Consider the following 13,064-nt stretch of genomic DNA (forward strand, 5'->3'; position numbering starts at 1 on the left):
ATGGAATAGCGCATACCCTTAACTACGCCAATAGTAGTATACAGTACCGCATGTCAGATAATTCTTATTTTTAACACTTACAATACCATAGCACATTTATTATCACAACTTGATAGATACAAACAAATTGCCCAAACAAAAACAGGCTATCTCGTGGAAATTGAGATAGCCAGTATTCTTCCATGAGGAAAAATTCTCTTCCATACTTTTAAAACAAAGGAATCTAAGCGGGTTATTAGCTTGAATAACAAGACACTAGCCCTGCTTAAAAAATGGCGTATAAGGCAAAGTGAAGCTTATTTAGCAGGTAAGGGCTACTTGAATGCTATTCGATAGGGCTATGGGTACCCAATACGCTTAGCGTATCCAAATGATAAGCTAGCAGTGATGATTACGAAACACGGCGATACATGGTTTACGCCATACTCATGCTTCCCTTTTGTTTGAGGCGGGAGCTAGTATAAAAGAGGTTCAGGAGCGGCTAAGTCACTCCGATATACAAATGACAATGAACATCTATACACACGTTACGGACTATATAAAAGAACAAACAGCGGAGAAATTCCAAAGGTACATTGAGCTGTGAAATGTGGTCAACTGTGTTCAGTAAAAATTCCGTGGTCAAATTGTCGTCAAAAGCTATTTTCAAGCATAAAAAAAGACCCTTTCCACATGAGTGGAAAGAGCCTTGAAACGTATATTGATTAACGCTTCGAGAACTGCGGTGCGCGACGTGCAGATTTAAGACCGTATTTTTTACGTTCTTTCATACGTGCGTCACGTGTAAGCAATCCAGCAGCTTTAAGAGCCGGGCGGAAGTCAGGATCTACGTTAAGTAGAGCGCGAGCTACGCCGTGGCGGATAGCGCCAGCTTGACCTGTGTAACCGCCGCCGTGGACGTTTACATGGATGTCATAGCTTCCAAGTGTTTGTGTTGCTACTAGTGGTTGTTTGATCACTTCGCGAAGTGTTTCGAATGGTACGTAGTCTTCTACGTCACGGTTGTTGACGACGATTTTTCCTTCGCCAGGAACGAGACGTACACGAGCTACTGAACTTTTACGACGGCCAGTGCCGATATATTGTACTTGTGCCAAAGGTGGTTCCTCCTCTTAATTATCCACGAAGCTCGTATGCTTCTGGTTTTTGTGCCGTATGTGGATGTTCCGCTCCAGCATACACGTGAAGTTTCTTGATAGTTTGACGACCTAGAGGACCTTTTGGAAGCATCCCTTTAATCGCTAGTTCCAACATTTTTGTTGGGTAGTTAGTACGCATTTCAAGCGCTGTACGAGACTTGATACCACCTGGGTGGTTCGAGTGGCGATAGTAAATTTTGTCGTGTAGTTTGTTTCCAGTAAGGTGAATCTTGTCCGCGTTGATGATGATTACGTGATCACCAGTGTCAACGTTTGGTGTGAACGTCGGTTTATGTTTACCGCGTAAGATCGCTGCAACTTCAGATGCAAGACGTCCAAGCGTCTGGCCTTCAGCGTCGACAACGAGCCATTTACGCTCTACTTCGTGACCTTTAGCCATGAATGTTGTACGCATGTATTGTTCCTCCTAATGAATGTCAAAATTGTTCCGTTTTCTCTATCCCTAAACACAAATAAACTTTCCGGGGCTTATTGTGGGGTTATTGAAATACCATTTATCATCTTATAATGTTTACCACTTTAAGTCAAGCATTTTTGTGAAAACACCAGGAAAAGTTGGCTCAGCCGTCATATGTGACATTAACAAGGTACAAACCGTGAGCTGGCGCGGTTTTTCCTGCCCTTTTACGGTCTTTCGCCTCTAAGATCGCCTGAATGTCCGCCGGCTCGTTCCAGCCGATTCCAACGGCCAGCAGCATGCCTGCAATGGTCCTCACCATATTGTATAAAAATCCATCGCCTTCGACTGTCATGATTAATTCCTCGCCCTGCTCCTCAATGGTGAGCATGCGTATCGTCCGCACTTTACTTGCAGTTGCCGTTTTTGAAGAGCAGAAACTAGTAAAGTCATGAGTCCCCATGAAATACTTCGCAGCTTCCCGCATACGCCCGATGTCTGGATTCCATTTGCCCAAATGAACAGAATAATTCCGCTCAAACGGGCTCTGCACTTCACTTTTTGTCCATTTGAACATATACGTTTTTCCAGTTGCCGAATAGCGGGCATGAAAATCGTCATCGACGAATTCAACAGACTCCGCCCGGACATCTTTTGGGAAGTACACATTCAGCGCCATTTTCCACCGTTCCAGCGATAGATCAAGCGGTGTGTCGAAATGGATGACCTGTCCCAGGGCATGCACGCCTGCATCCGTCCTGCCGCTCGCTACAGAGAAGATCGACTGGTCCTTATGGAGCTTGCGGAGCCCCTTATCGATTTCTGACTGCACCGTGCGCATCTTCGGCTGATACTGGTAGCCTGCAAAATTTGTTCCGTCGTAGGAAATGACAGCTTTCACTCGTCTCATCGTATCCCTCCTAACTCCGAAGCAAAAGTAATGCGGCCAGCAATAAGCCAAAGATGACAAGAGCTACCGTATCACGCCATTGCCAATCCAATTGGCGGTATCTCGTGCGTCCTTCTCCTCCGCGGTAGCCGCGGACTTCCATCGCGATGGCCAAATCCTCTGCCCGCTTAAAGGCACTGACAAACAAAGGAACGAGCAATGGGACTACGGCCTTGATCCGCTCTTTCAGAGAACCTGTCGTTAAATCGGAACCCCTGGCCAGCTGGGCTTTCATGATTTTATCTGTCTCGTCCATCAAGGTTGGTATGAACCGCAGAGAGATCGACATCATGAGCGCCAGTTCATGGACAGGGAGCTTCACCTTTTTCAACGGATTCAGCAAGGTCTCCATGCCGTCCGTTATGGAAATCGGTGAAGTCGTCAAAGTTAGAATCGTCGTCATCAACACGAGAACAAGGAAACGAACGGATATATAAATCCCCTGCCGGAGCCCTTCTTCATAAATCCGGATGAATTTCCATTCAAATAAAATCGGTCCTTCTTTTGTGAAAATGAAATGCATTAACAGCGTAAAAGCGACCAGGAATAAAATCGGTTTTAATCCATTAAACAAAAAATACAAACGGATTCTTGACGTGAAGATGGTCAGCAGCGTAAACGCCAGCAGGACGGCATACGTCGCTGTATTATTGGCGAAAAAGACGGCTACGATGAACAAAAAGACAAAAATCAATTTCGAACGGGGATCCAGCCGATGGACGAAGGAATGGCCCGGAATATAGCGGCCAAAAATCATTTTTTCCATCATCTTCGGCCACCTGCTTCCTTCAATACCACGGCCATCTCTTTTGCGAGCTCCTCTTCTGTCAATGCTAGCCGCCCGAGCTGTTTACCCGTCAGTTTTTCAAAATCCCGCTGGAATTGAACAGAACGCGGAACCCCTAACCGGTAGGAAGCCAGCTCCTCCGCCTGCCCAAATACATCCTCCGGCGTGCCGGATAAGACAGACTTTCCATCGTGCATGACGAGGACCTGGTCGGCATATCTCGCCGCGTCCTCCATACTGTGCGTGACGAGAATGGTTGTCAGGTTCTCTTCCACATGCAAACGGTGGAACAGTTCCATAATCTCTTTCCTGCCCCGCGGATCAAGTCCCGCTGTCGGTTCATCCAAAATGAGTACAGAAGGATTAAAAGCAAGAACGCCCGCAATTGCCACCCGGCGCATTTGACCGCCTGAAAGATCGAATGGTGACTTCTGTGCGACATCCGGCGGCAAGCCGAGGAGCTTAATCAGTTCATGCGCCCGACTTCTTGCTTCCTCTTCCGGAATGCCAAAATTCAATGGACCGAACATAATATCCTTTTCAACCGTTTCTTCAAACAGCTGGTGTTCGGGGAATTGAAAGACGATGCCGACATGCTTTCTAACATCCTTTAATGCCTTCCCTTTCGTATCGGATGTAATGACAGTCGGACCGACGCGCACAGAGCCTTCAGAAGGCTTCAGGAGCCCGTTTAGATGCAAGAGCAGCGTGGACTTGCCTGAGCCAGTATGTCCGATTATGGCCGTGTAGGAGCCTGATGGGATGGTCGCATTGACCTCTTCCAATGCTCGTTTTTCGAAAGGCGAATCCTTCGCATATAAATAGCCTACTTGTTGAAGTACGATGTCCATAGTTCATTCACCAACTCTTCTTCTGACATATGGTTACCATTCAAATCAATGCCCTCATCTCGAAGATAGCTGGACAATTTCATGGAAAACGGCAAATCAAGTCCGATCGCTTCCAGCTCATCCCCTCTTTCGAAGATCTCCGCGGGCGATCCAATGGCAAGCACCTTTCCTTGATTCATGACGATGACGCGGTCAGCCAACAGGACTTCTTCCAAGTCATGCGTAATAGAGAGAACCGTCAAGCCCGTTTGCCGTTTCAGCTCCTCTACCACCCGGATGACTTCATCCCGGCCTTGCGGATCCAGCATGGAAGTCGCTTCGTCCAAGATGAGCAGCTCAGGCTCCAGGGCAAGCGCCCCTGCGATTGCTACACGCTGCTTCTGTCCACCAGATAGATGATGGGGTTCGTGGTCCAGAAAGGACTCCATCTTCACCTGGGCAAGGGCAGAATGCACCCGCGGCACCATCTCCTCAAAAGGAACTCCATTGTTCTCCAAAGCAAATGCGACATCATCCTGAACGGTCGAACCGACAAACTGATTGTCGGGATTCTGAAAAACGATGCCCATTCGTGACCGGATCTCCCAAAGATTCTCTTCGCCCAACTCTTCCAGGAAGACGCGAATCGTCCCTTCGCTTGGGAACAAGAGTCCGATGATCAATTTAGCCAAAGTCGATTTACCGGAACCATTATGTCCAACTATCGCAATCCATTCACCCTCTTTGATGGTGAATGAAATATCATCCAATGCTTTTCTGCTCTCCTGCTCGTCTTCTGTTGCATATGTGAATGAAACATGTTCTAACGAAAGGATTTCCTTCAATTCGACCACCCCAGACTGAATCGTTATGTATCATATGGAGCATCATGTCCGTAAAGAATTAACTCTAATACGGCCCGTCCGACGGAAATGTACATTGACAAGCTGTTACGGCCTCCACCGATCATGCGTAGGGTGGGGGTCTTACAGCCAGTGAATGCAGATTTAAAAATAAAAATAAAAAAAGCGCGCACCTCATCCGAAGAAATGCGCTCATATCTATAACTGATAGCGGGTGCTCAATCCGAATCAGCGGATGAGGTACGTAGAGCTAGACCAATGGAGGTATAATACCTGCCATCAATCGTAACACTCAGCTTTTCATATTGTCGTATAAATCTATTGTAAAAGAAGGGTGTGGCTATGCGAATGCCAGACACACCCTCCTCCGATTCCAAACAGACACCGGCGGCATATGTACCGTCCGTCTAGATGGATTAAACTAATTCGATAACTACTACAGGTGCTCCATCGCCACGGCGAGGTCCCATTTTCATGATACGTGTGTAACCGCCTTGGCGATCTGCGTAGCGTGGTGCAACTGTATCAAACAATTTTTGCAATGCAAATGTCGTTTGCTCTTTGCCCTCTTCGTCTTCAGTTACAATCACTTCACGACGAATGAACTCAGCAGCTTGACGACGCGCATGCAAATCTCCACGCTTACCAAGAGTGATCATTTTTTCGACTACGGAACGCAATTCTTTTGCGCGCGCTTCAGTCGTTTGGATACGCTCATGAATAATGAGGTCTGTCGCTAAGTCGCGTAGCATCGCTTTACGTTGTGAACTTGTGCGTCCAAGTTTTCTGTATGCCATAGAAGTTTCCCTCCCTCAATTTATTTCTTAATCTTCCGAGCGTAACCCAAGGTTCAACTCGTCCAATTTCGCCTTCACTTCTTCAAGTGATTTACGGCCAAGGTTTCGCACTTTCATCATTTCATCCTCTGACTTGTTAGCAAGTTCAAGGACTGTATTGATGCCTGCACGTTTCAGGCAGTTATAAGAACGAACGGAAAGGTCAAGTTCTTCAATCGTCATCTCAAGGACTTTCTCTTTCTGGTCTTCTTCTTTTTCCACCATGATTTCAGCAGATTGTGCTTCGTCAGTCATGCCGACAAAAATGTTCAGATGCTCCGTCAGGATTTTTGCTCCGAGCGAAACAGCTTCTTTCGGACCGATGCTGCCATCTGTCCAAATATCAAACGTCAACTTGTCAAAGTTTGTGCTTTGACCGACCCGTGTGTTTTCAACTTGGAAATTGACGCGTGAAACTGGAGTGTAAATAGAGTCAATCGGAATAACACCAATCGCAAGATCCTCACGTTTGTTCTGATCAGAAGGTGCATAGCCGCGTCCACGGACAGCATACATGCGCATGCGGAGATGTCCGTTTTTGCCAAGCGTTGCGATATGAAGATCAGGGTTCAGCACTTCGACATCACTGTCGTGAGTAATATCAGCTGCTGTTACAACTCCTTCACCTTTTACATCTATTTCAATCACTTTCTCATCATCTGAGTAGATTTTGAGAGCAAGCTTCTTCACGTTCAAAATAATTGTTGCTACGTCTTCGACGACACCTTCAATTGTAGAGAATTCATGAAGAACCCCGTCGATCTGAATAGATGTTACGGCAGCTCCTGGCAATGAAGAAAGAAGCACACGGCGCAAGGAATTCCCTAACGTATTTCCGTATCCACGCTCCAATGGTTCAATAATAAACTTACCGAACTTGGAATCTTCGCTGATCATAACTGTTTCAATCTTCGGTTTCTCAATCTCGATCATTCATTTACCCTCCTTCAAAACGTCTAGTATATAGGCCGTTCCATATTGAAATCGATTCGTATAGACAACAAATTGCAATCACACAATTCATTTTTGCCAAAAATTGTGCTTCTCAATCAATTGGAGAACAAACCTTTATACACGACGACGTTTTGGCGGGCGGCAACCGTTATGTGGTACCGGAGTTACGTCTCTGATTGCTGTTACTTCAAGACCTGCAGCTTGTAGTGAACGAATTGCAGCTTCACGTCCAGCACCTGGTCCTTTTACTGTAACTTCCAAAGATTTCAAGCCATGCTCCATAGATGCTTTCGCAGCTGTTTCAGCAGCCATTTGTGCAGCGAATGGAGTTGATTTACGGGAACCTCTGAAACCAAGTGCACCAGCGCTTGACCAAGAAAGTGCATTCCCGTGGCTGTCAGTGATCGTTACGATAGTATTGTTGAACGTCGAACGGATATGTGCAATACCAGTTTCAATATTCTTTTTTACACGACGTTTACGAGTTTGTTGTTTACGTGCCATGTTTAGAAAACCTCCCTTACTTATTATTTCTTCTTGTTAGCAACTGTCCGCTTAGGACCTTTACGAGTACGTGCGTTGTTTTTCGTGTTTTGTCCGCGTACTGGCAATCCACGACGGTGGCGGATTCCACGGAAGCTACCGATTTCCATCAAACGTTTGATGTTGAGGGAAGTTTCACGACGAAGATCCCCTTCAACTTTCAAGCCGTCGATTTGCTCACGGATTTTATCTAGTTCTGCATCAGTCAAATCGCGAACGCGTGTGTCTTCAGAGATACCAGCGTTAGCCAAGATCTTTTGTGCAGTAGTTTTACCGATTCCGAAAATGTATGTCAATGAAATGACAACGCGCTTATCGCGCGGTACGTCTACTCCAGCAATACGTGCCATATAGAGTGTGCACCTCCCTTTGAATTAGCCTTGTCTTTGTTTGTGTTTAGGATTTTCACAGATTACCATTACTCGGCCGCGTCTGCGAATGACTTTGCATTTTTCGCAGATCGGTTTTACAGATGGCCTTACTTTCATCTTACCCAACCTCCTTCAATATTCCGGAGTTGCAAAAGTTTATTTGAAACGGTATGTGATCCGACCGCGTGTTAAATCGTAAGGCGAAAGTTCCAATGTCACTTTGTCGCCTGGCAGGATGCGGATAAAGTGCATACGGATCTTGCCTGATACATGCGCAAGAATCGTATGGCCATTTTCCAATTCTACCTTGAACATCGCGTTCGGCAACGTTTCGACTACGGTTCCTTCAACTTCAATTACGTCGTCCTTCGCCATCAATCCTGTCTCCCTTCTATATCCAATAAAGGTCCTAACCATCTAGCGGCAGCAGTCGCCTTCAAAGCTCCTTCAACATATGTCCGGATTGCATGAGTGATGTTCGAAAGACGTCTGTCACATTTCGTTTCCCGTAAGTCAGTCCCCGACTATTGTTGTGGAATATCGCATCGGAATAGACACGACCGACAGGATTGCCGTGGAGGAACCCCGAATTCGTTTTAGTCCTTTTCGACAAATACATTATAGCCACTCGCATGGCGAATTGCATTTGATTCGATCTGGTGCGAATCATCATCGGGCTCTTACCAGTTCCTATACCGGGCATCATATGCTTTTGCAGCTCGTTAATCGTACTTTCCGTGCAGCAAGTGCTGCCCTTTACAGAAGGCGTGCATGAATTGTGCCCGGAAAGGATCACTGTGCGCTTTCGCTAAGGATTGCGTCCAAATCTTTAAAAACGTCATTGATGTCCTGCTCGCCATCAATATTTGAAAGCACGCCTTTTGCATCATAGAACGCTAATAGCGGTGCTGTTTGATTCATATTTACTTCCAGACGGTTCGTGACAGTTTCCGGATTATCATCCGCTCGCTGATAAAGTTCCCCGCCATCCTTGTCACAGACACCATCCACTTTAGGTGGATTAAACTGCAAATGATAGGATGTGCCGCATACTTTGCAAATTCTGCGACCGGTCAATCTTGCGATCAGTTCTTCCTTTTCGACTTTGATGTTTAGCACATCTGTGATTTTTCGTCCCATATCAGCGAGAAGCTGATCGAGCGCCTCGGCTTGAGGCACTGTGCGAGGAAATCCATCTAAAAGGAAACCTTTGTCGCAATCCGACTTGCTTAATCGTTCACGAACGATTCCGATAGTCACTTCATCAGGCACAAGTGCGCCTTGATCCATGAACGACTTTGCTTTGACTCCAAGTTCCGTGCCTTCTGCTATTGCAGCACGGAACATATCGCCTGTAGAAATATGAGGGATTTCGTACTTCTCGACAATTTTGTCTGCCTGTGTGCCTTTGCCGGCTCCAGGTAGACCCATTAATACGATATTCATACGTCTTGCCCTCCATCCATATTACACCGATAGGGCCAAACCTATACGGATTTATTTCATGAAGCCTTTGTAATGCCGTTTTACGAGTTGGGATTCCAACTGCTTCATAGTCTCAAGGGCAACCCCGACGACGATGAGCAAGCTCGTTCCACCGATCTGAGCCGACTGTGGAAGGTTGGCTAGATTGATGAAGAAAATCGGCATGACTGCGACGAGCGCCAAGAAGATGGAGCCGACGAATGTCAGTCTGTACAAAGTGCTAGTCAAGTATTTTTGTGTGTTTTGTCCTGGACGAATGCCCGGGATGTAAGCACCTTGCTTTTTCAAGTTGTCCGCCATATTTTCTGGATTCACTTGAATGAATGCATAGAAATAGGTGAACGCAAGGATTAATGCTACGTAAATGATCATTCCGACAGGATGTGTGTAATCGAATGTCCGAGTGATGAACTTCGTTACGCTGTTCTCGCCGAAAAATGCCGCCAATTGCTGTGGTGTGATGAAAAATGCCACGGCAAAGATTACTGGAATAACTCCGGCTGCATTCAATTTCAATGGCAAATGAGTTTGTTGTCCAGCAGTTGTTTGACCGCGTCCAGTCACTCGTTTTGCATATTGAATTGGAATTTTACGAAGCGCTTCTTGTACGTATACGACACCAGCAATGATTGCGATAATGACAATCAATAAAAGTGCCATCGTTGCAATACGGATGAATAGCAGGTCGCCCGCATCTTGAATTTGAGTGGCATACAGTTGGTTAACCGCGTTCGGGATACCCGCCGCAATACCAGCAAAGATGATAATGGAAATCCCATTACCGACACCTTTTGCGGTAATTTGTTCACCTAGCCACAACAAGAATGAAGTTCCTGCTGTCAGAACGATTGCAATTACGATGTAAGTGGAAATGCCTTCATCCTTGATCAGCGTGCCACCGAACATTTGGTTAAACCCGAATGACATGGCAATCGCTTGGATAAAAGCAAGAACAACAGTGAAATAACGTGTGAACTGGGCAAGCTTCCGTCTTCCGACATCCCCTTGCTTCGCCCACTCTGTAAATTTCGGAACGACATCCATCTGCAATAACTGCACGATGATGGATGCGGTGATGTAAGGCATGATTCCCATCGCAAAGATAGAGAACTTGGATAATGCCCCACCACCAAATGTGTTTAAGAAACCGATAAATTGGTTATTGGTTGCTTGTAAAGCAGTCGCGTCAACGTTTGGCACTGGAATGAAAGTTCCGAGCCGGAAAACGATGAGCACGAGTAGTGTGAAAATGATTTTAGACCTGATATCTCTAACGCGCATAAAGTTGGAGATTGTCTGAAACATTATACCACCTCGGCTTGCCCGCCCGCTTTCTCGATTGCTTCTTTAGCGGAAGCAGAGAATTTGTGAGCTTTGACAGTGATCTTTTTCTCAAGAGTCCCATTACCAAGAATCTTAATACCGGATTTTTCATTGCTCACAATTCCTGTTTCGACTAGCAATTCAGGCGTTACTTCCGTGCCATCCTCAAAACGGTTAAGTGTTTCAAGGTTAACGATCGCGTATTCCTTACGGTTGATGTTCGTAAATCCACGCTTAGGAAGACGTTGGAAAAGTGGAAGCTGACCACCCTCGAATCCAAGACGAACGCCGCCGCCGGAACGAGCCTTTTGACCTTTGTGACCTTTACCGGAAGTTTTACCAGTACCGGAACCGATACCACGTCCAATACGCTTACGTGATTTACGTGCGCCTTCGGCTGGTTTCATTTCGTGTAATTTCATCCTTATCGGCACCTCCTTATTCGAAAATGTGGATTATTGTTCTTTTACAGATACCAAGTGGCTGACTTTGTTGATCATGCCGCGGATTGCGACGTTATCTTCATGTTCAACCGTTTGGTTTAATTTGCGCAGACCTAATGCTTCAACTGTTTTGCGTTGTGCCGGTTTAGCACCGATCACACTTTTAGTAAGGGTGATTTCAAGTTTGTTTGCCATTGTATTTCCCCCCTCAACCTAACAGTTCTTCTACGGATTTGCCGCGCAATTTTGCTACGTCTTCTGCGCGTTTCAAGCTCTTCAGCCCTTCAATTGTTGCACGGACCATGTTAATCGGTGTGCTAGAACCTAGAGATTTTGAAAGGATATCCGTGATTCCTGCTAGTTCTAGTACCGCACGGACAGGTCCTCCGGCGATAACTCCAGTACCAGGTGCTGCTGGTTTGATAAGGATCTGTCCAGCACCGAAACGTCCTAGTACTTCGTGTGGTGTAGTTCCTTGTACCATTGGCACTTCAATCAAGTTCTTCTTCGCATCTTCGATAGCTTTACGGATTGCATCTGGAACCTCTTGTGCTTTACCAGTTCCGAAACCGACACGGCCGTTTTTATCTCCGACTACGACAAGTGCAGTAAAACGGAAACGACGTCCACCTTTAACCACTTTCGCTACGCGGTTAATCGTAACTACGCGTTCTTCGAATTCACTTTTAATCTGATCATTACGACGCATGAAATATGTCCCTCCTTCTTAATTAAAATTCCAGTCCATTTTCGCGTGCTGCGTCCGCAAGAGCTTTGACACGGCCGTGAAATAGGTATCCGCCACGGTCAAAAACGACTGACTTGACGTCTTTTTCAACGGCTTTTTTCGCGATCATTTCGCCGACTTTAGCTGCTGCTTCAGCATTGCCTTTTGCGTCAGCACCGAACTCTTTATCCATAGTGGAAGCACTTGCAATCGTAACGCCATTCACATCATCGATTAATTGTGCATAGATATGTTTATTTGAACGGTATACATTCAAACGTGGACGCGCTGCGGATCCGCTGATTTTCGTACGCACACGTGCGTGACGTTTTTTACGTACAGCGTTTTTATCCTGTTTTGTGATCATCGTGGTCACTCCTTCCGGATGCCTTAAGCGGCATTATTTACCTGTTTTTCCTTCTTTGCGGCGGATTTGTTCGCCTTCGTACTTAATACCTTTACCTTTGTAAGGCTCTGGTGGACGTACTTGTCTGATGTTCGAAGCAAGAGCACCTACACGCTCTTTGTTGATGCCGCGAACGATGATCTTTGTATTGGAAGGAACTTCAACTTCGATTCCTTCTTCTGGTGTGAACTCAACTGGATGAGAGTATCCAACGTTCAATACAAGCTTTTTACCTTGAAGTTGTGCACGGTATCCTACCCCGACAAGTTCAAGAGTACGCTCGAATCCTTGAGATACACCTACGACCATGTTGTTCAAAAGTGAACGAGTTGTTCCGTGGATGGAACGGTGTTCTTTCGCATCAGAAGGACGGACCAAAGTGATAACGTTGCCTTCTTGTTCGATTTTGATATCAGTGTTAAATGTATTTGTAAGTTCGCCTTTCGGTCCTTTTACAGTAACGTGGTTGTCATCAGAAATAGTGACAGTTACGTTTTCAGGCACCTCAATCGGCTTTTTGCCAATACGGGACATTCAATTGCACCTCCATTCTATTGTTGCGGATTACCAAACGTAAGCTACGACTTCTCCGCCTACTTGTTTTGCACGAGCTTCCTTATCTGTAAGGAGACCATGTGATGTGGAAACGAGGGCGATACCTAGACCATTCAAAACTTTAGGCACTTCGTTCGTTTTTGCATAAACGCGAAGACCCGGTTTTGAAATACGTTTAAGACCAGTGATAACACGCTCGTTGTTTTGACCATATTTCAGGAAAATGCGGATGATGCCTTGTTTGCTATCTTCCACGTATTCGACATCGCGGACGAAACCTTCACGCTTCAAGATTTCTGCGATTTCTTTTTTCATATTTGAAGCAGGTACCTCAAGCTTCTCGTGGCGAACCATGTTCGCGTTACGGATGCGTGTAAGCATATCTGCAATCGGATCACTCATTGTCATTCCATTAACCTCCTTCCCAAGTTAGGG

21 protein-coding genes are annotated in these 13,064 nt (G+C 45.9%); 1 reads left to right on the top strand and 20 read right to left on the bottom strand.

Annotated features, from left to right (window positions below; all coding sequences use genetic code 11):
* Window positions 1-439 precede the first annotated feature (439 nt).
* A complete protein-coding gene (locus ACSW3C_RS07180; protein ID WP_486561771.1) occupies window positions 440-586 on the top strand; it encodes a tyrosine-type recombinase/integrase in 147 nt (48 codons plus the stop codon).
* A gap of 118 nt (window positions 587-704) precedes the next feature.
* On the opposite strand, the gene rpsI is transcribed toward ACSW3C_RS07180, so the two are convergent.
* From rpsI to rpsH, 20 genes are all read right to left on the bottom strand, one after another.
* The gene (rpsI, locus tag ACSW3C_RS07185; RefSeq protein WP_238080276.1) at window positions 705-1,097 is read right to left on the bottom strand and encodes a 30S ribosomal protein S9; all 393 of its coding nucleotides are present in this window, start codon (window positions 1,095-1,097) and stop codon (window positions 705-707) included.
* A gap of 19 nt (window positions 1,098-1,116) precedes the next feature.
* On the bottom strand, window positions 1,117-1,554 hold the full coding sequence (rplM, locus tag ACSW3C_RS07190; protein ID WP_238080277.1) for a 50S ribosomal protein L13: 438 nt from the start codon (window positions 1,552-1,554) through the stop codon (window positions 1,117-1,119).
* Window positions 1,555-1,720: 166 nt separating this feature from the next.
* Window positions 1,721-2,467 carry a tRNA pseudouridine(38-40) synthase TruA gene (gene truA, locus ACSW3C_RS07195; RefSeq protein WP_486561772.1) on the bottom strand — a complete coding sequence of 249 codons (747 nt, stop codon included), beginning with the start codon at window positions 2,465-2,467 and terminating at the stop codon, window positions 1,721-1,723.
* A gap of 10 nt (window positions 2,468-2,477) precedes the next feature.
* Window positions 2,478-3,275 (bottom strand): energy-coupling factor transporter transmembrane component T family protein, encoded by a 798-nt coding sequence (locus tag ACSW3C_RS07200; RefSeq protein ID WP_486561773.1) that lies wholly within the window; start codon window positions 3,273-3,275, stop codon window positions 2,478-2,480.
* Window positions 3,272-4,144 carry an energy-coupling factor ABC transporter ATP-binding protein gene (locus ACSW3C_RS07205; RefSeq protein ID WP_486561774.1) on the bottom strand — a complete coding sequence of 291 codons (873 nt, stop codon included), beginning with the start codon at window positions 4,142-4,144 and terminating at the stop codon, window positions 3,272-3,274. Before ACSW3C_RS07205 ends, ACSW3C_RS07200 begins: the two co-directional genes overlap by 4 nt.
* A complete protein-coding gene (locus ACSW3C_RS07210; protein WP_486561775.1) occupies window positions 4,120-4,968 on the bottom strand; it encodes an energy-coupling factor ABC transporter ATP-binding protein in 849 nt (282 codons plus the stop codon). The genes ACSW3C_RS07205 and ACSW3C_RS07210 overlap by 25 nt, the downstream gene beginning before the upstream one ends.
* A 434-nt stretch (window positions 4,969-5,402) precedes the next feature.
* The gene (gene rplQ, locus ACSW3C_RS07215; RefSeq protein WP_207959134.1) at window positions 5,403-5,783 is read right to left on the bottom strand and encodes a 50S ribosomal protein L17; all 381 of its coding nucleotides are present in this window, start codon (window positions 5,781-5,783) and stop codon (window positions 5,403-5,405) included.
* Between the two features lie 27 nt (window positions 5,784-5,810).
* Window positions 5,811-6,755, bottom strand: a complete 945-nt coding sequence (locus ACSW3C_RS07220) for a DNA-directed RNA polymerase subunit alpha (protein WP_184209307.1) — start codon at window positions 6,753-6,755, stop codon at window positions 5,811-5,813.
* Between the two features lie 135 nt (window positions 6,756-6,890).
* Entirely contained in the window at window positions 6,891-7,280 is a 390-nt protein-coding gene (rpsK, locus tag ACSW3C_RS07225; RefSeq protein WP_184209308.1) for a 30S ribosomal protein S11, read from the bottom strand.
* Between the two features lie 23 nt (window positions 7,281-7,303).
* The gene (gene rpsM, locus ACSW3C_RS07230) at window positions 7,304-7,669 is read right to left on the bottom strand and encodes a 30S ribosomal protein S13 (RefSeq protein WP_238080282.1); all 366 of its coding nucleotides are present in this window, start codon (window positions 7,667-7,669) and stop codon (window positions 7,304-7,306) included.
* Between the two features lie 24 nt (window positions 7,670-7,693).
* Window positions 7,694-7,807 (bottom strand): 50S ribosomal protein L36, encoded by a 114-nt coding sequence (rpmJ, locus tag ACSW3C_RS07235; RefSeq protein ID WP_076758849.1) that lies wholly within the window; start codon window positions 7,805-7,807, stop codon window positions 7,694-7,696.
* 39 nt (window positions 7,808-7,846) lie between these two features.
* Window positions 7,847-8,065 carry a translation initiation factor IF-1 gene (gene infA, locus ACSW3C_RS07240; RefSeq protein ID WP_184209310.1) on the bottom strand — a complete coding sequence of 73 codons (219 nt, stop codon included), beginning with the start codon at window positions 8,063-8,065 and terminating at the stop codon, window positions 7,847-7,849.
* A gap of 417 nt (window positions 8,066-8,482) precedes the next feature.
* Window positions 8,483-9,136 (bottom strand): adenylate kinase, encoded by a 654-nt coding sequence (locus ACSW3C_RS07245; RefSeq protein ID WP_207959135.1) that lies wholly within the window; start codon window positions 9,134-9,136, stop codon window positions 8,483-8,485.
* Window positions 9,137-9,187: 51 nt separating this feature from the next.
* A complete protein-coding gene (secY, locus tag ACSW3C_RS07250; protein ID WP_238080284.1) occupies window positions 9,188-10,480 on the bottom strand; it encodes a preprotein translocase subunit SecY in 1,293 nt (430 codons plus the stop codon).
* The gene (gene rplO / locus ACSW3C_RS07255; RefSeq protein ID WP_207959137.1) at window positions 10,480-10,920 is read right to left on the bottom strand and encodes a 50S ribosomal protein L15; all 441 of its coding nucleotides are present in this window, start codon (window positions 10,918-10,920) and stop codon (window positions 10,480-10,482) included. The genes secY and rplO overlap by 1 nt, the downstream gene beginning before the upstream one ends.
* A gap of 33 nt (window positions 10,921-10,953) precedes the next feature.
* Complete coding sequence (gene rpmD, locus ACSW3C_RS07260) at window positions 10,954-11,136, bottom strand: 50S ribosomal protein L30 (RefSeq protein WP_238080285.1); 183 nt, start codon at window positions 11,134-11,136, stop codon at window positions 10,954-10,956.
* 13 nt (window positions 11,137-11,149) lie between these two features.
* Entirely contained in the window at window positions 11,150-11,650 is a 501-nt protein-coding gene (rpsE, locus tag ACSW3C_RS07265; RefSeq protein WP_207959138.1) for a 30S ribosomal protein S5, read from the bottom strand.
* A 22-nt stretch (window positions 11,651-11,672) separates the two neighbouring features.
* Window positions 11,673-12,035, bottom strand: coding sequence for a 50S ribosomal protein L18 (gene rplR, locus ACSW3C_RS07270; RefSeq protein WP_486561776.1), 363 nt, complete (start codon window positions 12,033-12,035; stop codon window positions 11,673-11,675).
* A 33-nt stretch (window positions 12,036-12,068) separates the two neighbouring features.
* A complete protein-coding gene (rplF, locus tag ACSW3C_RS07275) occupies window positions 12,069-12,608 on the bottom strand; it encodes a 50S ribosomal protein L6 (protein WP_486561777.1) in 540 nt (179 codons plus the stop codon).
* A gap of 30 nt (window positions 12,609-12,638) precedes the next feature.
* Window positions 12,639-13,037, bottom strand: a complete 399-nt coding sequence (gene rpsH / locus ACSW3C_RS07280; protein WP_184209324.1) for a 30S ribosomal protein S8 — start codon at window positions 13,035-13,037, stop codon at window positions 12,639-12,641.
* Between the last annotated feature and the right edge of the window lie 27 nt (window positions 13,038-13,064).

It is taken from the genome of Sporosarcina sp. AD_1, from assembly GCF_057373025.1.